This is a genomic window from Chitinophaga sancti, assembly GCF_034424315.1.
Taxonomy (GTDB): domain Bacteria; phylum Bacteroidota; class Bacteroidia; order Chitinophagales; family Chitinophagaceae; genus Chitinophaga; species Chitinophaga sancti.
The window spans coordinates 3,216,208-3,238,339 of the sequence record NZ_CP139972.1 but is presented as its reverse complement, the minus strand read 5'-3'; the positions used below and the strand labels follow the sequence as shown (position 1 = coordinate 3,238,339).

The window sequence follows — 22,132 nt, the reverse complement described above, 5'->3', positions numbered from 1 at the left end:
GCCGCTGCTTTTTACCTGGTTTCAGCTATGGCCCTGTTTGCCTGTAAGGAAAAAAAGAAAGTTATGTCAGCAGAATCAACGTCAACAATAGCCGCTCCGGTAGCGGAAAAGAAAGATACAGCGCTTACTATTCACGGAGATACCCGTATAGATAGCTATTACTGGATGAATGATCGCAATGATCCTAAAGTCCTTGCTTACCTGAATGCAGAGAACGCCTACCTGGATACCCTGATGGCACCCGCTGCACAACTGCGTAAGAAGCTGTATGAGGAAATGAGAGGCAGGATCATGGAAACGGATGCCAGTGTGCCTTACCTGAAAGATGGTTATTACTACTACACCCGTTACGTAGAAGGAAAGGAATACCCGATCTACTGCCGTAAAAAAGGTAGCCTGGAAGCCAAAGAAGAGATCACGCTCAATGTGAACGAAATGGCGGCAGGACATGATTACTACCAGGTAGGTGGTATGGCTGTAAGCCCTGACGGGCAATGGTTAGCTTTCGGTGTAGATACCGTGAGCCGCCGTCAGTATACCATTCGTGTCAAGAACCTGCAGACAGGTGAGATCCTCCCTGATGCTATTCTGAATACCACCGGTGGTGCGGCATGGGCAAGTGATAACAAGACCTTCTTCTATACAGGTAAAGACCCGGTTACCCTGCGTGCTGACAGAATTGGCAGACACGTGGTAGGTACTGAAGTAGCTAAGGATAAGGAGATCTTCCATGAGAAAGATGAGACCTATAATACATTTGCTTACAGAAGTAAATCAGGGCAGTTCATCTTCATCGCAAGTGAAAGTACCCTGTCTTCTGAGTACAGGATCTTGGATGCTTCCAAACCTATGAATGATGCGAGGGTATTCTATCCACGCCAGCACGATATGTTGTACGATGTAGATCACCAGGATCAGCATTTTTATATCAGGACGAACTATGAAGCCAAAAACTTCAGACTGATGGAATGCCCGCTGGATAAGACGAATATCAGGGACTGGAAAGAAGTGATCCCGCATCGTGCAGATGTGCTGCTGGAAGGACAGGAACTGTTCAGAGATCATATGGTGCTGAGCGAACGTAAGAATGGGCTCACACAACTGCGTGTGATCAATACACATACTCACAAAGAGCATTACCTGCATTTCGATGAACCTGCTTATGTAGCCAGTGTTTCTATCAACCCTGAGTTTGATACCAAGACCTTGCGCTATGTATACACCTCCATGACTACGCCTAATTCAACCTACGATTATGACATGGATGCGAAGACGAATGAGTTGAAGAAAAGACAGGAAGTGTTAGGTGGATATGATCCTAAAAACTATGTAACAGAACGCGTGTATGCTACAGCGGGAGATGGCGTGAAAGTGCCTATTTCTATTGTATACAAGAAAGGATTTGAGAAAGATGGCAAAAGGCCGCTGTTGTTATATGGATACGGATCTTACGGGCATAGTATCGATCCCGGCTTTAGCTCAGGCAGATTGAGTTTGCTGGATAGAGGCTTTGCTTATGCGATAGCACACATTCGTGGTGGAGAAGAAATGGGCAGGCAGTGGTATGAAGATGGTAAGCTGTTTAAAAAGAAGAATACATTTACAGACTTCATTGATTGTGCGGAATTCCTGGTGGCGCAGAAATATACGGATAGTGCGCATTTGTATGCAATGGGTGGTAGTGCAGGTGGTTTACTGATAGGTGCTGTGGTGAATATGCGGCCGAAATTATGGAATGGGGTGATTGCGGCAGTGCCCTTTGTAGATGTGGTGACGACGATGCTGGATGAGAGTATTCCTTTGACTACAGGTGAGTTTGATGAGTGGGGAAATCCGAAAAAGAAAGACTACTACGACTACATGAAATCCTATTCTCCTTATGATAATGTGGTAGCACAGGATTATCCAAATATGCTGGTATTGACAGGCTTGCACGATTCACAGGTGCAGTACTGGGAGCCGGCTAAGTGGGTAGCGAAGTTGAGAGCATTGAAGACAGATAAGCATTTGTTGTTGTTCAAGACGGATATGGAAGCGGGGCATGGTGGTGCTTCAGGAAGGTTCAAGCCTTTGGAAGATGTGGCTTTACAGTATGCGTTCCTGTTAGGTCTTGAAGGGAAATAATTTGATGAAAAAATGAAAATGATTTAATGAAAAATGCCGGCGTTTTACGCCGGCATTTTTCATTTTTTAAGTTCCAGGAACTCTGTTTTGACTGTTTCCCCAAAGAAGATATTTGTGAGCTTTTCAAATATAACCGGATCGTCTGTTGTAAAGAATTTTCGGTTGCCATTCTTACTCAGTCTTGTCTCCATTTCAGGATGTCTTTGTAAATAATCTTTCAGGCTGTGAGAAACGATCTTCCCCTGTGACAATAAGGTGATTCCCGCAGGCAGGAACTGCCTTATTTTTTTAGTCAGTATCGGATAATGGGTACATGCTAATACGAGGGTATCAATATCAGGTGCATCCGTCAGGATCTGATCCAGGTATTTCTTTACAAAATAATCAGCTCCTTCGCTCTCTGCTTCCCCATTTTCAATCAAAGGAACCCACATCGGACAAGCCAGCTGATGCACTTTTACATGTGGAAAGAACTTTTTAATCTCAATGGGATACGATTCCGAGCTCACCGTACCTTTTGTTGCCAATATGCCTACTTCACCTGTTTGAGTAAGGGTACCCACCATTTCGGTAGTAGGTCTGATCACCCCTAAAACCCGGCGATCCGGGGCTATGTCCGGCAGGTCTTTTTGCTGAATGGTGCGGAGTGCCTTGGCAGAAGCCGTATTACAGGCCAGTACCACCAAAGGACAGCCCATGTCAAAAAGCTGCTGTACACATTCCAGTGTATAGGTATGGATGGTTTCAAAACCTCTGTTGCCATAGGGGGCACGGGCATTGTCGCCCAGGTAGATATAATCGTATTGCGGGAGGGCAGCGATGATCTCTTTGAGCACCGTCAATCCTCCATAGCCGGAGTCGAATACGCCAATTGGCCCAGTTGTCATTGTTTTATTTTTTCATCAATCCTTCACCAGTCAGGTCATAGATCTCCTGAATTTCGTGCAGGACTCTTTCGAAATCAATCTTCAGGTCTTTGAGTTCCCCGTTGTGCAGGTCATACACCCAGCCATGTACAGTAGGGAACTGATTTAGCAGGTAAGATTGTTGAACGGCGGCCGTCTTGATCACATTCACGCACTGTTCCTGTACATTCAGTTCTACCAGGCGGTTGTAGCGATCATGGTCATTTTTGATGTCATTCAGCTCTTCCTTGTGCAGGCGGTATACGTCGCGGATATTGCGGAGCCATGGATTGAGCAGACCCAGGTCAGCTGGTTGCATGGCGGCTTTAACCCCTCCGCAGTTGTAATGGCCACATACGATGATGTGTTTTACCTGCAGGTGGCGAACGGCGTAGTTGATCACAGCCATTACATTCAGGTCTGTGTTATTGACCAGGTTGGCGATATTCCTGTGAACGAATACTTCCCCGGCATCCAGGCCCATGATTTCATTGGTGGGCACCCTGCTATCACTACAGCCAATGTAGAGGTAGTCCGGTTGCTGACCATTAGCCATTTTCTCAAAAAATTCCTTGTCGGTAGCAGTTTTAGAGGCTATCCAGCGTCTGTTGTTCTCAAAAATCTCGTCGTATTTGGTCATTGGCGAAAGTAATTAAAGGTGGATCAATGCAGGGGTTAAAATTAAGGTATTCGTGTGAGAAGAAAAATTGCCGGAACCTTGGCCGGGCTTCGGGTAGACTTCAGCAAGATCATTTAACCAGATTATGAACCTGGATCAGGGCTAACCCCGCCGGGTGAAAAATAGGGATAACCCGCAGATAACCCGCAGATATCCCGCCTATAAGCCGCCTATAAGCCGCATCTTTAAAGAGGCGGGATATCTGCGGGTTATCTCCGGATCATTCCCGGCTCAGCCGTATTTTTGAGTGATCGCTCACCTGGCTCCAGGGGAAACCCGTTTTTGAATGGGAAAAGAGATGGATACAGGTACCTTTTGCAGAGAGGGAAAAGCCGCTATTTGTGGGGGCCGGGGAGGCTGCCCGCTTAAAATTGTATTAATCTGATAAAATCTTGAAACCGTATATTTTTTCGTAACTTTGCGCCTTAAATTTCTTTAGCCAGCATGATCAGTGTTAAAAACGTATCGCTTTCTTTTGGAAAAAGAGTGTTGTTTGATGAAGTTAACCTCAACTTTACCAAAGGCAACTGTTATGGTGTAATCGGTGCAAACGGTGCCGGTAAGTCGACTTTCCTGAAGATCCTTTCAGGTGAGATAGATCCCACCAAAGGTACTGTGGAAATCACCCCTGGTGAACGCATGTCCGTACTGAAACAGAACCACTTTGAGTTTGACGAGGTGACTGTATTGAATACCGTATTAATGGGTAACAAGAAACTTTGGGAGATCGCTCATGAGAGAGATAGTATCTATGCCAAGGAAGACTTTACCGAAGAAGACGGTATGCGTGCAGGTGAGCTGGAAGCGGAATACGGCGAAATGGGCGGTTATACCGCCGAGAGTGATGCAGGTACCCTGCTGGGTGATCTGGGCGTAAGTGCAGATCTGCATGCAGTGCTGATGAAGGATCTGAGCGGTAGCTTAAAAGTACGTGTATTGCTTGCTCAGGCGCTGTTTGGTAACCCGGACATCCTGCTGCTGGATGAGCCTACCAACCACCTTGATGTGGAAACCATCGGTTGGCTGGAGAACTTCCTGGCCGACTACGAAAATATCGTGATCGTGGTATCCCATGACCGTCACTTCCTGGATGCTGTGTGTACCCACGTTGCAGACGTTGACCGTGCCAAGATCCAGATCTTTTCCGGTAACTATACCTTCTGGTACGAGTCTTCCCAGTTGATGGCCCGCCAGATTGCCGATAAGAATAAGAAAATGGAAGATAAGCGTAAGGACCTGATGGACTTCATTGCCCGATTCAGTGCGAACGCTTCTAAAAGTAAACAGGCTACCTCCCGTAAGAAAGCCCTGGAAAAACTGGTGATCGAGGATATTCAGCCTTCTAACCGTAAGTATCCGGGTATTATCTTCAAGCAACAGCGTGAGGTGGGTAACCAGATCCTGAATGTAGAGAAACTGCAGAAATCTATCGAAGGCAACAAATTGTTCAGCGATATTACGTTTACTGTGAACAAGGGCGATAAGATCGCTTTCCTGTCTAAGGATCACGTGGCGCTGAGTACATTCTTCGAAATCATCAATGGGGAAGATACGGCTGATAGCGGTAAATTTGAATGGGGTACAACCGTTACCACTGCTTATCTGCCAAACGATAACGCACAGTTCTTTACTGACCAGAACATTAACCTGATGGACTGGCTGCGTCAGTTCGTGCCACCACACGTAACAGATGTGGATGAGCCGTTCCTGCGTGGTTTCCTGGGTAAGATGCTGTTCAGCGGTGATGAGATCATGAAGAAGACCAGTGTACTGAGCGGAGGTGAAAAAGTTCGTTGTATGACCAGCCGTATGATGCTGCAGGATCCAAACGTAGTAGTGCTGGATGAGCCTACGAACCACCTGGACCTGGAAAGTATTCAGTCATTCAACGAAAGCATGATCAACTTCAAGGGTGTGGTACTCTTCACTACCCATGACCATACGTTTATGCAGTCAGTAGCGAATCGTATCATCGAACTGACCCCTAAGGGTGTCATTGACAGGCTGATGTCCTTCGACGAATACCTGGCAGATGAAAGAGTGAAAGCGATGAGAGAAGAAATGTATGGAGGGAAAGTACAATTAGCTTAATCACATTAGGATATAAAGAGAAACGCCGGCAGAACGCCGGCGTTTTTTTATTGTATTGTCCATTCCATAATCTGATTCGGTGGCCTCAGGCAAGTACATCAGTAATCACTTTCATCTTCATCGGATCTAAGGGCTTGGTGATGTAGGCCATTAGCTCCGGCGTGCGCTGTACTTTTTGCATATCCCTCATGTCCATAGATGATGAGCACATGATGATGGGAATATGTTGACTGAGGCTCGGTTTGATAGTCTTATAGGCTTCTATGAAATCCCAGCCATTCATACGTTGCATGTTCATGTCCAGGATGATTAAGTTAGGCAGCATGTATTGCGGCTGGTCCTGTAACTGGGCCAGGGCATCTTCTGCACAGAGGAAGCTGGTGATCTCCAGATTGTCGGCTTTTTGTTCCAACATCTTTTTCAGGATGAAATGAAAGATCTCATCATCGTCTACAACGTACACCTGCTTAGTGTTTTCCTGCATAGTCGGTTCCTGTATTTTAACACTGTTTGTTGAACTCAATCCCAATAACATACAATATAAGATAGCGAGGGGGACACACGCTGATGCAAGATTATGCATTCCCCGGTTTTCACATGAAATTTGCAACCTTTTGGGTCGTGGGTTTCCAGCTATACCATAAAAGATTAGTGCAAAGATGGGGGATTTAATTAGAATATTATATATGTCTTTTTCCAAATAACTAATCATTAACAAAATGATACTTGTGTTAAGTTTTGGAAGGACTACTACCTTTTCCGGAAAAAGAAAATCCCGGTATCAGAAGACACCGGGATTCAATTTAATAATATATAGAGGAAAACTACTAGAACAATCCGCCTTTTCTCAGCGTTACTTTACCCTGACCAATTTTGAATCCATCATGGTAAATTTCAACACTGTAATCACCAGGTTTGAAATCGGAATTTTGTTTCCAGTCTATAACTACGGTCTGTTTCTGACCTAAGGTATAGGCTACAGTTTTCTTTGCAGTATACAGTTTTTCTGTACCATCATCCAGTGTGAATTTGCCTGAGCCCAGGGCTTCTACAGCCAATTGTGAACCATCAGGTGCAGAGATCGCAACATACAGTTCTTTGTTACCGGTTGGTGCAATTCTGTTCTCATCCAGATCAAAAGTAATACGCATCAGATCAGCGCGTTTAGCCTTAGTCGTTTCTACTTCTTTACCATTCTTTTTCAGCATGATAGGCTGTAAGTGAATGTTGGAAGCGTGTAAAACGGAACCGAGATTTACTTTTTTGTTGAGGCTATCTTTGATAGAGCCAACAGAATCTCTTTCCTTACGGGCAGTATTACGTTCGTCGGTCAGCACCAGTTTCTCGCCTTCCAGTTTTTCGATAGTTTCCTGGTAAGAACTGATGTTGCCTTTCAGTTGTTCGATCAGACGACGTGCTTCAGCCAATTGTGCCTGAGTCGCATTTTTGTTAGATAAAATGCCGTTGATTCTGGATTTCATGTCGGCAATTTCCTTATCTTTTGTTTTCACCAGGCTATCCATGCGGGTATTCTGGGAGATCAGGTCATCGAGACGTGCATTGGCTGCATTATATTCCTGCTGGAGTGCATCCCTGGAAGAAGAAATGGAATCAATCTGAGCACTTTGTTGTGTTTGAATCTCGCTGGATTTATTTTTGTCGTACAGCATGTAGATCCAGGTACCGGCTAATGCTGCAATCAAAATACCATATATCAGTCCATTACGGCTTCTTGGTTTTTCAGATCCGGGAGAGCCCGAAGCAGGTTTGTTAAATGTGTTCTCAGTCATAGTCGTTTTATTTATTTAAGTTTAATTATTATATGGTTAAAACTAATTATACAAATGTAAGTGTTAAAAATACTTTAATTATAAAAATTTATAAACTGTTTTTCAACTGTGTTACCGAATATCGCATTAGATCAATTATTACTGCTCGACATAGAGACAACACCTGCTGTCAAGGCTTTTGACTGTCTTCCGGAAAACATGCAAACGCTTTGGCTTGACAAAATTGCAAAAACTGCGCCAGATTCATCTGAATGGGAAGACCTATACGCTGACAGGGCGGGGATCTATGCCGAATTCGGCAAAATTGTCTGTATTTCAGTTGGATTTTTTACTGTAGAAAATGGTCGTTACCAATTGCGAATCAAATCGATTTATCATGACGATGAAAAGATTTTATTAAGCAGTTTTTTAGAATTGGTTAATAAATTTTATATAAAAAATCCCAAATTCCAGTTTGCAGGTCACAACATCAAAGAATTTGATATTCCTTTTATTTGCAGGCGGTCTGTCATCAACCTGTTATCTTTGCCACCGGCTTTGCAATTGCATAATCTCAAGCCATGGGAAGTTCCTATGCTGGATACAATGCAGCTATGGAGGTTTGGCGACTTTAAGAACTATACTTCCCTGAAGTTATTAACAGCGGTACTGGGCATTCCTACTCCAAAAGATGATATCGACGGGAGTATGGTGGCACAGGTATATTATGGAGAGCCAAATGGCCTGGAAAGGATCGTTACCTATTGCCAGAAAGACGTGGTGGCAGTAGGTCAGCTCCTGATGCGGTTCAAGGGGGTACCCCTGATCGAAGATGGGGATGTCGTATATATTAAATAATTTAGGGCATGGATTATCAGGATATCATAAAAGACTGGAAACAAAAGAAATTCAAGTCCTTATACTGGCTGGAGGGAGAAGAAGACTTCTTTATCGACCAGGTGACCAACTATGCGGAGCGTCACCTGCTGGAGGAATCGGAGAAAGGATTCAACCTCACGATATTATATGGAAAAGAAACGTCCTGGAGTGCAGTGATCAATGCCTGCAGGCGCTATCCCATGTTTGCCGAAAGGCAGGTAGTGGTGCTGAAGGAAGCTCAGGCCATGAAGGATATCCTGAAGCTGGAAGCCTATATTGATAAGCCACTGGATTCCACCATTTTCGTGGTGGCACATAAGCAGGGGAAGATCGATGGGCGCAGTAAAATGGCAAAGCTGATTAAAGACAGAGGGGTACTACTCAGTACCAAGAAGATGTATGATAACCAGTTGGCCGCCTGGGTAGATGCTTATGTGAATAGCCTGGGAAGGGCGATTGCGCAAAAAGCGGGCATCCTGCTGGTAGATCATATTGGCAATGACCTTTCCCGCATGGCAAATGAGATTGAGAAATTGCTGGTGAACCTGCCGCCTGATAAAAAAATAGATGAGAATGACATTGAGAAGTATGTAGGGATTAGCAAGGAGTACAATGTATTTGAATTACAGAATGCGATCGGGCAAAAAGATATGGGTAAGGTGATGCGCATTATCCAGTACTTTGCAGCTAACCCCAAGGCGGGACCTATCCAGATGGTATTGCCGGCATTGTATAATTTCTTTAGTAAAATGAGCCAGATCTTTGGTGTGAAAGGAGGGGAGAAGGAGATAGCGGCGGCATTGGGTGTACACCCGTTTTTTGTGAAGGATTATATGGCAGCAGCCAGGCAATACGGTATGGAGGGAACGGAGAAGGCGATATTGTTGCTACACACATATAATTTGCGGAGCATAGGGATTAACGATAGCGGGGTAGAAGATGGAGAATTGATGAAGGAGTTGGCTTATAAAATTATGAACTAATCAGCTAGCGGCATTTATGCATGCCAGCTGGCTGCAGCCCATAGCCCGGCTCAAAATTGGGGCTGCTTTGAGATTTTGTAATTAAAGTTACATACCATCTCGAAGCCATATTCTTTTCAAACATAAGAACTAAAGTACTGAGAATTGCGTAAAAGCCATTTCGTCTCCATCACCCACCCGGGAGAGGGGGCGCCCTTTTTAGTTAGCCTCTCCTGGTGGAGAGGAAATTTTCTTAAGCGATTTTCAGGGGCTTCATTTTACTTATAATGCATCCCCTTCGAATTTTGCTTTTTTATGCCAGCAAGGCTTTCGCCTGAGCACTATCTTTATCCATCTGCGCGATCAGCGCCTCCACATTATCAAACTTCTGGTTCGCCCGTATATAACTAATCATTTCCACCCTGATCACCTGGTCATACAGATCTCCTTTAAAGTCAAATATGTGTGCCTCCAATCTCAGATCATTTCCATTGAAAGTAGGGCGGGTACCAATACTCATTACTCCATTCAAGGGCGCCACTACTCCCTGTGTATGCACCCTGATCGCATAAATGCCCTGTGCAGGAATTAGCTTCCGCTGCTCCGGCAACTGGATATTAGCTGTCGGATACCCTAATTTTCTCCCCATCTTATCTCCATGCACCACAGTGCCCTCCAGGAAATACTGGTAGCCCAGCAATTCATTCGCCAGGTGCACATTCCCTTCCTGCAGGCTCTTCCTGATCTTGGTAGAGCTTACGGTCAAATCATGCACTACCTGCTGCGGAATCTCAATCAACCTGAATCCATAGGCAGCCTGCTCTGCTTCCAGCAATTCCAGGCCCCCTTCGCGGTTATGACCAAAACGGTGATCGTAGCCAATAATGATGGTATGCGGTTTGAATCTTTCTATCAGGAAATCTTCCAGGTAGGCCTGTGCAGAAAGCTCGGAGAAGCCGCGGGTAAATGGAACGATCACGAGGTGATCTATTCCCTGTGCCGACAGTAAAGCAATCTTTTCATCTAAAGTGGTCAGCAGGCGAACCAGGTTACTACCTGGTTGCAGCACTTCTCTTGGATGAGGGTCGAAGGTGACGATTACCGTCTCACCATCGCAGGCAGCGGCTGCCTGTTGTAGTTGTCGAATGATGTGGCGGTGTCCTGTATGAACGCCGTCAAATGTTCCGATGGTAATAACTGCCCGCTTAAATGCCGGCAATTGGGTGAGGTCCCTGTGTATGAGCATAATACGCCTTCGATATAAATATTCTATGCAAATTACAACATTTAGATATAAATGATTGTATGACTGTGGTCCAATTTGATGATCCTCCTGATCAGCGATGGAATCGCTCATATATGAGAGATTCCGTGGAATCCATTACTTTTGCACTTTGATTAATTACATTAAAATCTACTGGTGGATCAGAATATCTACGCCCAGCGCGGTGTTTCAGCTGGAAAAGAAGACGTGCACAATGCGATAAAGCACATTGACAAGGGCCTGTTTCCTAAAGCATTCTGCAAAATTGTACCCGATATTCTCGGCGGACAGGCAGATTATTGCAATATCATGCATGCGGATGGTGCGGGTACCAAATCTTCCCTGGCTTATACCTACTGGAAAGAAACAGGTGATGTTTCTGTATGGAAAGGTATTGCACAGGATGCTATCATCATGAATATTGATGACCTGCTGTGCGTAGGTGCCACTGAAAACATCCTCCTGTCTTCTACGATTGGACGTAATAAACAACTGATCCCTGGCGAAGTAATTGCTGCCATCATCAATGGTACAGAAGAAATCCTGGAAGAACTGAGGGGACATGGCATCAGCATCTTTTCTACCGGCGGTGAAACTGCAGATGTAGGGGACCTGGTTCGGACCATCATTGTAGATTCTACGGTTACCTGCCGTATGAAAAGAGCAGAAGTGATCTCTAATCATACTATCCAGGCGGGTGATGTGATTGTAGGACTGGCTTCTTATGGCCAGGCTTCTTACGAAACATCTTATAATGGGGGTATGGGTAGCAATGGTCTGACCTCTGCCCGTCATGATGTATTTAATAAACAGGTGGCTGAAAAGTTCCCGGAGAGCTTTGATCCGGGTATTCCTTACAACCTGGTATTCAGTGGCAAGAAAGCATTGACTGATAAAGTAGCAATACCTGGTTTTGGTAGCATTGATGCTGGTAAACTGGTATTGTCTCCAACCCGTACTTACGCACCGGTGATTAAGAAGGTGCTGGAAGGATATCGTTCACAGATCCATGGCCTGGTACATTGTAGCGGTGGCGCACAAACGAAAGTGCTGCATTTTGTTGACAATGTGCATGTGATCAAGGATAACCTGTTCCCGGTTCCGCCATTATTCAGCCTGATCCAGGAGCAATCCGGCACTGGATGGAAGGAGATGTACCAGGTATTTAATATGGGGCATAGAATGGAATTGTATGTACCTGAAGCGATAGCAGCGGATATTATTAAGATTAGTGAAAGCTTTAATATTGAAGCGAAGATAGTTGGTAGGGTAGAGGCGGCAGAGAAAAAGCAGGTGACGGTGAGGAGTGAAAAGGGTGAATTTATCTATCACTAAGGATATTTAAAATCTATCACTAAGCATATTTTAGTAAGGGGCTGATCACTGATCAGCCCCTTACTATTTTAGAACATTGGATCTACTTATACTAAAACATTGGGTATACTTTTCTCTTTTTTGTATAATACTCCTTCAGACTAAATTCAATAGGAATATTACACTGTGCTGGTACTGGTTTCCCATTTTCCATAGCAGGTTTCCAGTTAGGCATTGACCTGATCAGGCGAATGGCTTCCATCTCCAAACGTCCGCCCAGCTTAGGGCTGATGGTACTTACGTTACTAATAGTTCCATCTCCATTGATGGTGAACTGAACCGTGACAATACCTTCAATACCTGATTCCAGGGCCTCCTGTGGATAATTCAGGTTCTTTTTTAAATATTTTGTCAATCCATTTTCTCCACCGGGATAAGCTGGTTTATTAGCTGGATCTGTATAATAAATTACATTCAGTACAGAGTCTTTGGCTGTAGGTGCTACTTTAGGTATTACAGGAAAAGCGGATGAGCGTGATTCGCCTGCAATTTGCAGGGTATACTTGATGGGAAGATAAAATCGAACCTTTACCTCTTTGCCATCTAACAGACCTGGTTTCCATTTGGGCATGAGTTGTACAACTCTTATGCTTTCTCTCTGTAATGAAGTGTCTAAATAAGGGCTTTGGCTGGTAGGGTTGAGGACGTTGCCATTTTCGTCTATCACAAATTGAACAATCACAGTTCCCGAAGCGCCTTTTTCCTGGGCAGAGCGGGGGTAGTGAATGTTCTGTGTTAAGAACCTGTCGCGGGCATCGTCACCACCTACGAATTCAGGCGGTACATCTACCTTATGATAGATTGTGCCGGTTGGATCAGTGACAGGAGATTGCGCAGCGCAAGTGATTGAAAACGTGCTCAGGTACAGCAATAAAAAGGGGATAATGTGTCGCATAATGGCGGCAAACTAAAGAAAATATTTATTATTTCTTCTTAGGCAGGGTAAACCTAAAGGGCTGGTTCAATTGTACGGGCCCTTCTCCTTCAAATGATGTATAGGGCTTCCAGTTGGGCATGAGCTTTATGACCCTGATCGCTTCTTTCTCCAATGAACTGTCTACCGGAGGACCTATTCTATATACATGTGTAATTGCCCCGTTAAATGCTACGGTGAAAGCAACATTTATAGTTCCTTGTGCTTTCCGGGCTACTGCATCTGCGGGGTATTTTGCATGATCTGCAATGAATCTTTCCAGTGCCGGTTGGCCACCTGGAAACTGTGGTATATTTCCAATATGCGGTGGTGTAAAAATAACTTCATTTTTAGCAGGCTGGGATTTCAGTCTTGTAATACCGGTATCAGGCCTTAGCACCATGATAAGTGCGAGTAAAATTATCATTTCTTATCGGGTAAATAAAAATTAAGAGGTAGGTTCCATTGTACAGCTACGAGCTTACCACCCTGCAGGCAAGGCTTCCATCGTGGCATCAGGCGCACTAACCTGATGGCTTCTTTCTCTAATACAGGATGTTTCCCCGGCCTGATGATAGCTGGATTTCTGACAATACCCCTTTCATCTACTGTAAACTGAACAAAGATCCTGTCCCTCATATTTCTCGTACCAGGATCTAACGCATAACGGCTATTCTTTTTAAAGAAATCCTCCATCGCCTCACTGCCCCCGGGATATTCGGCAGTAGGTTCTACCGGCAGTATACATGATTCTTTGCCGCTAAGATCCGCTGCACTGAGAGAAGCTGACAAACTAAAACTAATAGGCAGATAAAAATCAACCGCCACCAATTTTTTAAACCGCTTCGCTGGTATCCACTTCGGCATTTTCCTTACTACCCGCAGGGCTTCTTTTTCCAATAAATACTGATGTCTATATCCTGGGATAATATGCGGGTGCTTCACATTCCCCTGCACATCCACGGTAAATCTCACCACCACATAGCCCTCTTCCTTTTTGTTGATAGCCGCCTGGGGATAATGCACATGCTGCTGCAAGAACTGCTTCAGTGCCAGTTCTCCACCAGGAAATGCTGGTTGGGGTTCTTCCAACATAGGAACACCCACTTGCTGGAATGATAATAAGGTAATCACTAATAAAGTCAGCATATACTAATCTAGCTGGAACCTGATTGGCAGGTTAAACTCCACACTTACTTTCTTTCCTTGCTGTGAACCCGCATTCCACCTGGGCATTGCCTGCACCACCCTGATACTCTCTTCCTCCAGGCCATGTCCCAGTTTCTTTCCTACGGTTCTCACATCCCGTATTACACCATCTGCGCCCACTACAAACTGCACAAACACGGTTCCGTATGCACCCTTCTCTATTGCCTCCCTGGGATAGCGGATATGTTGAGAAAGGTACCTGGACAGCTCATCTTCTCCACCTGCATAGGTTGGAGGCTGCTCCACAAAGGTAAAAACCTCCTCCATGACAGCCGGATTGCTCACTGCCAGGGAGGATCGCTGGCCACCCATTACCAGCAGTAAAACAATAGCTATAGGGATAATAAAAGTCTTCTTTATAAAGGAGTAATTCGTTTTCGGGGAAAACAGTACGGTGATTCTTCGCTTCACCGGCGACTGTCCGAAGGTACTCACCCCAGCCAGTGACTGCGCCTGTAGGGTGGTCTGCAACAAGACTTTTGCATAATCTGCCTGCATATCGGAAGCGGCTGCTTTGTCTGCAATGAATTCATGCACCATGGCCAGTTCTCTTTTCATTAAATAAAAGAACGGATTGTACCAGCAGACAGCGCAAAGCATTTCCATCACTAATTTATCGATGGTATGATGCCCCTGTACATGTGCAAGCTCGTGGCGCAATATGGGGGCTGAGAGTGTATCGTTAATAAATATCCTGCTGAAAAACGAAAAAGGGGAGACTTTCCCTTCGTGACGGATGGTTGTAAAACCTGCTTCTTCCTGTACTTCCCCCTGTGCGGCGAGTAATTTCAGTTTGCGCCAGCTTAGCACCATACGCACCAGTAGTACGATCACCACGCCTATATATAAGGCGTATAATAATGGAACTATATCAAAGGTCGCTGCTGTCTTTATAAGCGGCGCAGGGGCATACGCATTTACTTCCAGCATTCTCATAACTACCTCTTGCTGTGCAAAAGGGAATTGTACCAGTGGCAATGCCAGTGAAAATACAGGTGCCAGCAACAGGAAGATCCTGTTCCACACATGCAGGGTGCTGTTTTTCAGCGCCAATGCATAATAGCCATACAACACGCCTGAGCAGATCAATACCTTAACGATATACGTAAGCATCATTTGTTTTCAGCTTTTTTGATTTGTTCCAGCAGAGATTCCAGTTCTAAGATGCTGAGATCATTTTTTTTCACAAAAAAAGACACCATATTTTTAAAGGAACCTGCAAAATAGCCCCGGGCTACCTGCTGCAAGGTATTCTGGCTATATTCTTCCTTGGTAACCAGTGGGAAATACTGATGTGACTTTCCGTAAGCCTTAAAATCCACAAAACCTTTATCAATCAGGATTTTAACCAGGGTGCTAATGGTATTATAATGTGGTTTGGGCTCAGGAAGCGTCTCAATAATATCCTTTACAAAGGCAGGTCCTATCTGCCACAGGGCCTGCATAATCTGTTCTTCTGCTTTCGTCAATGTTTTTATCCCTGACATGTATCTGAATTTATAATGTAAACTAACAAATTAGTTCTAACAAACTAGCATGGATTTAGCTATTTTTGTTATACTAAACCCATTTTCAAAAGTACATGAGCGCAGAACAACCGATTATACAGTTATCAAACGTTAATATTTACCAGGGAAGTTCCCTTATTTTGTCAGATGTAAATATTACAGTGAACAAGGGTGAATTTGTATACCTGATAGGAAAGACGGGTACTGGGAAGTCGAGCCTGCTGAAAACCCTGTATGGAGATCTGGTCCTGAAAGAGGGCTCAGGTCAGGTAGTAGGATTTGACCTGAAAAAGATGGACTGGAAAAAGGTGCCGTACCTGCGACGTAACCTGGGGGTGGTATTCCAGGATTTCCAGTTGCTGACGGACAGAAATGTGCATGACAACCTGAAATTTGTGTTGCGTGCCATTGGCTGGGAAGACAATAAAAAAATGGAAGAAAAGATCAATGATGTGCTGGAAAAGGTGGGCTTGAACACCAAAGGCTTCAAAATGCCTTATGAACTGAGCGGTGGTGAGCAGCAGCGTGTGGATATTGCCCGTGCTATGCTGAATTCTCCTAAGCTGATCCTGGCAGATGAGCCTACCGGGAACCTGGATCCTGAGACTTCCGACGGCATTATGCAACTTTTATTCCGCATCAGCCGGGAAGAAGGGGCGGCAGTAGTGATGGCTACGCATGACTATATATTATTACAGAAATTTCCATCACGGGTGCTGAGAACTGAGAATGGACGCGTGTCTGACCATGCCACCGTCAACTTTATTTAAAAGAAACAGCTTACAATCCGGGTGTAAAAATTCCAGGCTGGGGGGCAATTGCTTCTACACCGGAGGGAATATTTTTCCTTATTTGGGTTAATTAATAATTTTAATTTACCTTTGCCCCGGAAAAATAGCGACTAATAACCTTTATCATTTTATTATTTATTACAAGATGTCTTACTTAACTGTTGAAAAGAAAGCCAATATTTTTAAAGAATTTGGTGGAAGCGAGAAAAATACAGGCTCCGTAGAAGCACAAGTTGCACTGCTGACTGAGCGTATCAACAGCATTTCCAGTCACCTGAAAGAAAACAAAAAGGACTTTTCTACACACCGCGGTTTAATGAAAATGGTTGGTCAAAGAAAGCGTTTACTTTCTTACCTGTCTAAAACAAACCTCACAGGCTACCGCGCTCTGATTGAGAAGTTAGGTCTCAGAAAATAAACTGAAACTTTTTTATAGCGCTATTCCCAACTTTTAAGGTTGGGAATAGTTTTTTTTTAGGTATACCATTTTAATCTTCACTTTATTATGAATCTGACACCTAAATCAGTTACTTTCGATATAGGAGATGGCCGGATTGTCACCCTCGAGACTGGAAAGTTAGCCCGCCAGGCTGATGGAGCTGTAACGGTTCGTCTGGGAAATAATATTCTCCTGGCTACCGTAGTTGCCAATAAAGAACCCAAACCCGGACAGTCATTCTTCCCCTTAACAGTTGATTACCAGGAAAAATTTGCTTCTGCTGGTCGTATCCCAGGTTCCTTTTTTAAGCGCGAAGGAAAATTATCCGACTACGAAGTTTTAATATCACGTTTGATCGACCGCGCACTGCGCCCCTTATTCCCTGATGATTATCTCTGCGAAGTACAGGTATTAGTAACCCTGATCTCTTCTGACACTGAAGTAATGCCCGATGCACTGGCTTGTCTGGCCGCATCTGCAGCACTCGCAGTATCTGATGTACCTATCCAGGAAATTATTTCTGAAGTACGCGTTGCCCGCATTGACGGTCAATTAGTTATAAATCCAAACCGCTCCCAGCTGGAAAAAGCTGATATGGACTTCATCATCGGTGCTACTGATAAGAACATCATGATGGTGGAAGGTGAAAGCAAGGAGTGCAGCGAGGAAGATATTATTAAAGCAATTGAATTCGCTCACGAAGCTATCCGTACACAGGTGAAAGCGCAGCATGAACTGGCTGCCCTGGCAGGTGTAAGTGGCAAACGTGAATACGCTAAGCCTTATGAAAATGAGGACCTGAAAGCGAAGATCATTGCATTGGCCAAAGAAAAGATCCTGGCAGTAGCCAAATCTGGTTCCGGCAAGCACGAACGTAGCGATGCATTCCATGCAATCGAAGACGAAGTGAAAGAATCTCTGGGCGAACTGCCTGAAGAAGATGCTCCACTGGTTGGCAGATATTTCCATGACCTCGAAAAGGAAGTGGTGCGTAACATGATCCTGGACGAAAGCGTTCGCCTGGATGGTCGTAGCCTCGACCAGGTTCGCCCGCTGAACATGGAAGTTGATATCCTGCCTTCTCCTCACGGTTCTGCCCTGTTTACCCGTGGTGAAACACAGTCCCTGACTACTGTTACCCTCGGTACACCGGATGATGAACTGCTGATCGAAAGCGCAGCCAGCTCCAAATATTCTAAATTTATCCTCCATTATAACTTCCCTCCGTTCTCTACAGGTGAAGTAAAGCCAATGCGTGGACCTGGCCGTCGTGAAGTTGGTCATGGTAACCTGGCGATGCGTTCCCTGAAGCAGATGATGCCAGGTAGTGAGTATGCTTACACAGTACGTGTAGTATCCGATATCCTGGAATCAAACGGTTCTTCTTCCATGGCAACTGTTTGTGCTGGTTCCCTGGCCCTGATGGATGCGGGTGTTCCTTTGCCTAAACACGTTTCCGGTGTGGCAATGGGTCTGATCTCCCGTGCTACCGATGGCAAGTGGGCAGTACTCACAGACATCCTCGGAGATGAAGATCACCTGGGTGATATGGACTTCAAAGTAACCGGTACCCGCGATGGTATCTGTGGTATCCAGATGGATATCAAGGTAGACGGTCTGAGCATGGACGTAATGCGTAAAGCACTGGAACAGGCTCGTAAAGGTCGTCTGCACATCATCGACGCCATGTACGGTTGCCTGGAAGGCGCTCGTCCTGAGCCTAAACCACACGCTCCACGCATGGAGAAACTGATCATCGACCGCGAATTCATCGGTGCTGTGATCGGGCCAGGTGGTAAGGTAATTCAGGAGATCCAGCGCGAAACCGGTACTACCATCAACATCGAAGAAGTTGGTGAAACCGGCGAAGTGAGCATCTTCTCTGTACAGAAAGAAGGTCTGGACAAAGCACTCACATGGATCAAGGGTATCGTAATGGTACCAGAAATCGGTGAAGTGTATGAGTCTACTGTAAAATCAGTCATGCCTTACGGTGCTTTCGTTGAATTCCTGCCTGGTAAACAAGGCTTACTCCATATCTCTGAAGTTTCCTGGAAACGACTGGAAAATATGGATGGCGTGCTGACCGAAGGTGAGAAAGTGAAAGTGAAACTGGTAGGTACTGATCCTAAGACCGGTAAATTCAAACTGAGCCGTCGTATCCTGATGCCGAAACCAGAAGGTTATGTAGAAAGACCTGAAGGTGACCGTCCTGATCGTGGCGATAGGGGAGATAGAGGTGACCGTGGCGATCGTCGTGATGATCGTGGCGGCAGAGGTGGTGACCGTGGTGGTTTCCGCAATGATCGCGGTGGCGATCGTGGCGGTGACAGAGGTGGTTTCCGTGACCGTGGTGGTGATCGTGGTGATCGTCGCGATGGCGGCGGTGATCGTGGCCAACGCCCTCAGCAGGATCCTCCAATGTCCAGCCAGGCTGATGAGCCAATGGAACCAATGTTTGACGAATAGTATATATTCTTCTATAAATGAAAAAGGTGTATCAGGTTACTGGTACACCTTTTTTTATGCTTATTTTTATACTTATCCCTCCCCATTGACCGCTCCTAACATTTATATCCCATTATCAGATATTCTATTATAATTTCATAACAGATTGAATTTTATTATGAAAATTCCACAAACATTGAAAAACGCCCGCTATTTCTTAAACGGAAACAATTTTAATGTGCTTTGCCTGTTCTTTTTCCTCCTGCCCCGGATGACACAGGCACATCCTGTACCACCAAAAAAGGAATACTATAGTTTGCTGGTATATCATCTGAAAGATAAAGGGCAGGAGGCCATACTGGACAATTACTGCCAGCAGGCCCTGCTACCTTATTTACATAAACAGGGATTTGGTAAAATTGGTGTGTTTAAGCCCATCACAAACGATACAACTGTTTACATACTGATTCCTTCATCAAACCTGGAAAAGCTGCTGAAATGGCCTGAAAATGCCCTGAAAGACGCAGCATACCTGCAAAACGGGAAGGAGTATGTAGCAGCTGCCTGGGATCACCCCGTTTATAGCAGGATGGAAACAGTTATCCTGGAGGCATTTCCTGAAATGCAGCAAATGGCAGTGCCGAATGTAAAAGATACCGGGGCTATCTATGAATTGCGTAGTTATGAGGGGCCAACAGAGCGTTTGTACCAGAATAAGGTGGAGATGTTCAATAAAGGTAACGAGGTAGGGATATTTAAACGCTTAGGCTTTAATGCGGTGTTTTATGCAAGTGTGGTGAGTGGGAGCAGGATGCCGAACCTGATGTATATGACCAGTTTTGTAAGCAGGGCTGAAAGAGAAGCACACTGGAAAGCGTTTGGGGCGGATGCGGAATGGAAGAAGCTGATAGGGGATAGTTATTATGCACATAATGTATCTCACCAGGATATTATTTTGTGCCATGCGGCGACTTATTCAGATTATTAAAAACCATTTGCATTTCAAAAATAGCCGGATCATCGCCAGCAGCGGGTAAAATTCTTTAAAATAAGGGGCTGACAAAAAAGGGTCCCCCCTCTCAGGTGGGTGATGGAGACGAAATAGCTTTTACGCAATTCTCGGCGCCTTCATTTTACTTTTTAGAAGTCAGCCCCTACAGCAAGCAGGAATATCAGATGATGGGTTAAATTAGCTTTTAGCCAGTTGCTCCAGATAAAAATTACTTTCTCTGAAGATGATTTTACCATTCGGTAATTTATAAATCTTATACTCTCCACCACCGATGTACTCATAGAAAATACTGTACTGTGGTACACGAATTTTCGTCGCATTTTCCACTACTGCCAGTCTGCCATCCACCAGCAACTGAGACATCATATCTTCGATATAAGGTAACAGGATGCCTTCACCCTGGGTCCAGAACAATGTGAATTTATCAGCGTTGAAGTTATACTCGGTATGGGTTGAATCATACAGCCATGCCTTGGCCGCTTTAAAGTGGTTTTCTACATCCTGGTTAGTAAGGTGCGCGAACTGGATGTTACGAAAACTCTTCGGGTCATAACAATTGCTGAACAAGATAGAGTCCATGGTTTTAAAATAGTTAACCAGGTCCACTTTGTTGATCACGATCGTGGTGATTTTGTTAGAATATATAACTGAATCCACCATGGTGTCATCATGGAACAACTTCACAACGTCTTGTGCCTGGGTCATGAGGGAAAGAAAGAGTACAGCAATAGCAAGTAAACAGGTCTTCATAGGATACAAAATTTATATTAACTATAATGCAAATATAAAATTAACATATTATGTGATATATAGCTGTAAACAGGGATATTTTACCATTAACATTACAATAACATGAAAATGAGGCATTAAGGTGTTACCATCATATTTAAAAGTTGCCGATTTTATTACATTTGCTTTATGACACATACAGCTATTACCCTTACCTGTACCGATGAGATAAAAGATATTCTTATAGCTGAGTTATCTGAAAAAGGGTTTGACGGGTTTGAAGAACAAGGGGCTACACTGGTAGCATATATTCCGGAAAAGAATTTTAATGAGGGAGCCGTCAATGCGCTCACGAGCCAGTATGGTGTAAATTACACACGTGATACGGTAGAACAGCAGAACTGGAATGCCGTGTGGGAAAGTAATTTCCAACCCGTATTGGTAGACAACTTTTGTGGTATCAGGGCTTCTTTCCATGAGTCTTTTAACCCTGCTCCACTACACGAAATCGTCATCACGCCTAAAATGTCTTTCGGCACTGGTCATCATGCCACTACTGCATCCATGATCAAACTGATGCAGGGCATAGAGTTCCGTGGCAGGAAAGTATTTGATTTTGGTACCGGAACCGGTATCCTGGCCATCCTTGCTGCCAAAATGGGCGCTGCTGTAATAGATGCGATCGATATTGATACCTGGTCAGTAGAAAACACAAAGGAGAACATTGAGAACAATGGTGCCCTTGCGGTGAAGGTTTGGCAATCAGATACCCTGAAGAACATCCGGAACACTTACCATATCGTGTTAGCTAATATCAACAGGAACATCCTCCTGGAGTTCATGGCGGATATGCGCAGATTGCTGGAAAGAGACGGTATCCTGCTGCTGAGCGGCATTCTGAAGGAAGATGAACCTGCTATCCTGGAAGCTGCAAGACAGAATGGTTTGGTGCTGGACACCCTACTTGATAAGGATAATTGGCTGGCAATGAAATTATTAGCCAGGAAGTAGCTTATATGTTATAACATGATTATAT

21 protein-coding genes are annotated in these 22,132 nt (G+C 44.6%); 10 read left to right on the top strand and 11 right to left on the bottom strand.

What is annotated here, in order from left to right; all coding sequences use genetic code 11:
- Window positions 1–63 precede the first annotated feature (63 nt).
- Complete coding sequence (locus tag U0033_RS12320; protein ID WP_245801773.1) at window positions 64–2,124, top strand: S9 family peptidase; 2,061 nt, start codon at window positions 64–66, stop codon at window positions 2,122–2,124.
- A 59-nt stretch (window positions 2,125–2,183) separates the two neighbouring features.
- Here U0033_RS12320 and murI read toward each other — a convergent pair whose 3' ends face one another.
- Window positions 2,184–3,011 (bottom strand): glutamate racemase, encoded by an 828-nt coding sequence (gene murI, locus U0033_RS12315; protein WP_072361171.1) that lies wholly within the window; start codon window positions 3,009–3,011, stop codon window positions 2,184–2,186.
- 4 nt (window positions 3,012–3,015) lie between these two features.
- The gene (locus tag U0033_RS12310) at window positions 3,016–3,669 is read right to left on the bottom strand and encodes a carbonic anhydrase (RefSeq protein ID WP_072361174.1); all 654 of its coding nucleotides are present in this window, start codon (window positions 3,667–3,669) and stop codon (window positions 3,016–3,018) included.
- Between the two features lie 483 nt (window positions 3,670–4,152).
- Between U0033_RS12310 and U0033_RS12305 the strand changes: the two genes are divergently transcribed.
- Window positions 4,153–5,799 (top strand): ABC-F family ATP-binding cassette domain-containing protein, encoded by a 1,647-nt coding sequence (locus U0033_RS12305; protein WP_072361177.1) that lies wholly within the window; start codon window positions 4,153–4,155, stop codon window positions 5,797–5,799.
- An 85-nt stretch (window positions 5,800–5,884) separates the two neighbouring features.
- Here U0033_RS12305 and U0033_RS12300 read toward each other — a convergent pair whose 3' ends face one another.
- On the bottom strand, window positions 5,885–6,283 hold the full coding sequence (locus U0033_RS12300; protein ID WP_177318600.1) for a response regulator: 399 nt from the start codon (window positions 6,281–6,283) through the stop codon (window positions 5,885–5,887).
- Window positions 6,284–6,626: 343 nt separating this feature from the next.
- Window positions 6,627–7,589 carry a hypothetical protein gene (locus tag U0033_RS12295; protein WP_072361183.1) on the bottom strand — a complete coding sequence of 321 codons (963 nt, stop codon included), beginning with the start codon at window positions 7,587–7,589 and terminating at the stop codon, window positions 6,627–6,629.
- Window positions 7,590–7,697: 108 nt separating this feature from the next.
- Between U0033_RS12295 and U0033_RS12290 the strand changes: the two genes are divergently transcribed.
- Window positions 7,698–8,426, top strand: a complete 729-nt coding sequence (locus U0033_RS12290; protein WP_072361186.1) for a ribonuclease H-like domain-containing protein — start codon at window positions 7,698–7,700, stop codon at window positions 8,424–8,426.
- A gap of 8 nt (window positions 8,427–8,434) precedes the next feature.
- Complete coding sequence (gene holA / locus U0033_RS12285; protein ID WP_072361189.1) at window positions 8,435–9,430, top strand: DNA polymerase III subunit delta; 996 nt, start codon at window positions 8,435–8,437, stop codon at window positions 9,428–9,430.
- Between the two features lie 292 nt (window positions 9,431–9,722).
- Here the strand turns inward: holA and U0033_RS12280 are convergent, their stop codons facing one another.
- Window positions 9,723–10,655 (bottom strand): bifunctional riboflavin kinase/FAD synthetase, encoded by a 933-nt coding sequence (locus U0033_RS12280; RefSeq protein WP_072361192.1) that lies wholly within the window; start codon window positions 10,653–10,655, stop codon window positions 9,723–9,725.
- 174 nt (window positions 10,656–10,829) lie between these two features.
- Between U0033_RS12280 and U0033_RS12275 the strand changes: the two genes are divergently transcribed.
- The gene (locus U0033_RS12275) at window positions 10,830–12,008 is read left to right on the top strand and encodes an AIR synthase related protein (RefSeq protein ID WP_072361195.1); all 1,179 of its coding nucleotides are present in this window, start codon (window positions 10,830–10,832) and stop codon (window positions 12,006–12,008) included.
- A gap of 91 nt (window positions 12,009–12,099) precedes the next feature.
- Here the strand turns inward: U0033_RS12275 and U0033_RS12270 are convergent, their stop codons facing one another.
- The 5 genes from U0033_RS12270 to U0033_RS12250 are packed head-to-tail and all read right to left on the bottom strand — an operon-like array spanning window position 12,100 to window position 15,656.
- Window positions 12,100–12,942, bottom strand: coding sequence for an energy transducer TonB (locus tag U0033_RS12270; protein ID WP_072361198.1), 843 nt, complete (start codon window positions 12,940–12,942; stop codon window positions 12,100–12,102).
- A gap of 28 nt (window positions 12,943–12,970) precedes the next feature.
- Window positions 12,971–13,387 carry a TonB family protein gene (locus U0033_RS12265; protein WP_072361201.1) on the bottom strand — a complete coding sequence of 139 codons (417 nt, stop codon included), beginning with the start codon at window positions 13,385–13,387 and terminating at the stop codon, window positions 12,971–12,973.
- A complete protein-coding gene (locus U0033_RS12260) occupies window positions 13,384–14,109 on the bottom strand; it encodes a TonB family protein (RefSeq protein ID WP_072361204.1) in 726 nt (241 codons plus the stop codon). The genes U0033_RS12265 and U0033_RS12260 overlap by 4 nt, the downstream gene beginning before the upstream one ends.
- A 3-nt stretch (window positions 14,110–14,112) precedes the next feature.
- The gene (locus U0033_RS12255) at window positions 14,113–15,285 is read right to left on the bottom strand and encodes a M56 family metallopeptidase (protein WP_072361207.1); all 1,173 of its coding nucleotides are present in this window, start codon (window positions 15,283–15,285) and stop codon (window positions 14,113–14,115) included.
- Entirely contained in the window at window positions 15,282–15,656 is a 375-nt protein-coding gene (locus U0033_RS12250; protein ID WP_072361210.1) for a BlaI/MecI/CopY family transcriptional regulator, read from the bottom strand. Before U0033_RS12250 ends, U0033_RS12255 begins: the two co-directional genes overlap by 4 nt.
- 95 nt (window positions 15,657–15,751) lie before the next feature.
- On the opposite strand from U0033_RS12250, the gene U0033_RS12245 reads away from it, so the two are divergent.
- The 4 genes from U0033_RS12245 (at window position 15,752) to U0033_RS12230 (ending at window position 20,343) form a co-directional block, all read left to right on the top strand.
- A complete protein-coding gene (locus U0033_RS12245) occupies window positions 15,752–16,447 on the top strand; it encodes a cell division ATP-binding protein FtsE (RefSeq protein WP_072361213.1) in 696 nt (231 codons plus the stop codon).
- Between the two features lie 166 nt (window positions 16,448–16,613).
- Window positions 16,614–16,886: a 30S ribosomal protein S15 gene (gene rpsO / locus U0033_RS12240; RefSeq protein WP_072361215.1), complete on the top strand. Its 273-nt coding sequence runs from the start codon at window positions 16,614–16,616 to the stop codon at window positions 16,884–16,886.
- Window positions 16,887–16,973: 87 nt separating this feature from the next.
- Window positions 16,974–19,376 carry a polyribonucleotide nucleotidyltransferase gene (locus U0033_RS12235; protein ID WP_072361217.1) on the top strand — a complete coding sequence of 801 codons (2,403 nt, stop codon included), beginning with the start codon at window positions 16,974–16,976 and terminating at the stop codon, window positions 19,374–19,376.
- 157 nt (window positions 19,377–19,533) lie between these two features.
- Complete coding sequence (locus tag U0033_RS12230) at window positions 19,534–20,343, top strand: NIPSNAP family protein (protein WP_083571530.1); 810 nt, start codon at window positions 19,534–19,536, stop codon at window positions 20,341–20,343.
- Window positions 20,344–20,544: 201 nt separating this feature from the next.
- On the opposite strand, the gene U0033_RS12225 is transcribed toward U0033_RS12230, so the two are convergent.
- Window positions 20,545–21,117 carry a hypothetical protein gene (locus U0033_RS12225; RefSeq protein WP_072361220.1) on the bottom strand — a complete coding sequence of 191 codons (573 nt, stop codon included), beginning with the start codon at window positions 21,115–21,117 and terminating at the stop codon, window positions 20,545–20,547.
- 168 nt (window positions 21,118–21,285) lie between these two features.
- Between U0033_RS12225 and prmA the strand changes: the two genes are divergently transcribed.
- A complete protein-coding gene (gene prmA, locus U0033_RS12220) occupies window positions 21,286–22,107 on the top strand; it encodes a 50S ribosomal protein L11 methyltransferase (RefSeq protein WP_072361223.1) in 822 nt (273 codons plus the stop codon).
- Window positions 22,108–22,132 lie beyond the last annotated feature (25 nt).

What these genes read in the sequence shown, in the direction of transcription:
- U0033_RS12320 (WP_245801773.1), top strand. Translation starts at nt 64, where the DNA reads ATGTCAGCAGAATCAACGTCAACAATAGCCGCTCCGGTAGCGGAAAAG.
- murI (WP_072361171.1), bottom strand. Translation starts at nt 3,011, where the DNA reads ATGACAACTGGGCCAATTGGCGTATTCGACTCCGGCTATGGAGGATTG.
- U0033_RS12310 (WP_072361174.1), bottom strand. Translation starts at nt 3,669, where the DNA reads ATGACCAAATACGACGAGATTTTTGAGAACAACAGACGCTGGATAGCC.
- U0033_RS12305 (WP_072361177.1), top strand. Translation starts at nt 4,153, where the DNA reads ATGATCAGTGTTAAAAACGTATCGCTTTCTTTTGGAAAAAGAGTGTTG.
- U0033_RS12300 (WP_177318600.1), bottom strand. Translation starts at nt 6,283, where the DNA reads ATGCAGGAAAACACTAAGCAGGTGTACGTTGTAGACGATGATGAGATC.
- U0033_RS12295 (WP_072361183.1), bottom strand. Translation starts at nt 7,589, where the DNA reads ATGACTGAGAACACATTTAACAAACCTGCTTCGGGCTCTCCCGGATCT.
- holA (WP_072361189.1), top strand. Translation starts at nt 8,435, where the DNA reads ATGGATTATCAGGATATCATAAAAGACTGGAAACAAAAGAAATTCAAG.
- U0033_RS12280 (WP_072361192.1), bottom strand. Translation starts at nt 10,655, where the DNA reads ATGCTCATACACAGGGACCTCACCCAATTGCCGGCATTTAAGCGGGCA.
- U0033_RS12270 (WP_072361198.1), bottom strand. Translation starts at nt 12,942, where the DNA reads ATGCGACACATTATCCCCTTTTTATTGCTGTACCTGAGCACGTTTTCA.
- U0033_RS12265 (WP_072361201.1), bottom strand. Translation starts at nt 13,387, where the DNA reads ATGATAATTTTACTCGCACTTATCATGGTGCTAAGGCCTGATACCGGT.
- U0033_RS12260 (WP_072361204.1), bottom strand. Translation starts at nt 14,109, where the DNA reads ATGCTGACTTTATTAGTGATTACCTTATTATCATTCCAGCAAGTGGGT.
- U0033_RS12255 (WP_072361207.1), bottom strand. Translation starts at nt 15,285, where the DNA reads ATGATGCTTACGTATATCGTTAAGGTATTGATCTGCTCAGGCGTGTTG.
- U0033_RS12250 (WP_072361210.1), bottom strand. Translation starts at nt 15,656, where the DNA reads ATGTCAGGGATAAAAACATTGACGAAAGCAGAAGAACAGATTATGCAG.
- U0033_RS12245 (WP_072361213.1), top strand. Translation starts at nt 15,752, where the DNA reads ATGAGCGCAGAACAACCGATTATACAGTTATCAAACGTTAATATTTAC.
- rpsO (WP_072361215.1), top strand. Translation starts at nt 16,614, where the DNA reads ATGTCTTACTTAACTGTTGAAAAGAAAGCCAATATTTTTAAAGAATTT.
- U0033_RS12235 (WP_072361217.1), top strand. Translation starts at nt 16,974, where the DNA reads ATGAATCTGACACCTAAATCAGTTACTTTCGATATAGGAGATGGCCGG.
- U0033_RS12230 (WP_083571530.1), top strand. Translation starts at nt 19,534, where the DNA reads ATGAAAATTCCACAAACATTGAAAAACGCCCGCTATTTCTTAAACGGA.
- U0033_RS12225 (WP_072361220.1), bottom strand. Translation starts at nt 21,117, where the DNA reads ATGAAGACCTGTTTACTTGCTATTGCTGTACTCTTTCTTTCCCTCATG.
- prmA (WP_072361223.1), top strand. Translation starts at nt 21,286, where the DNA reads ATGACACATACAGCTATTACCCTTACCTGTACCGATGAGATAAAAGAT.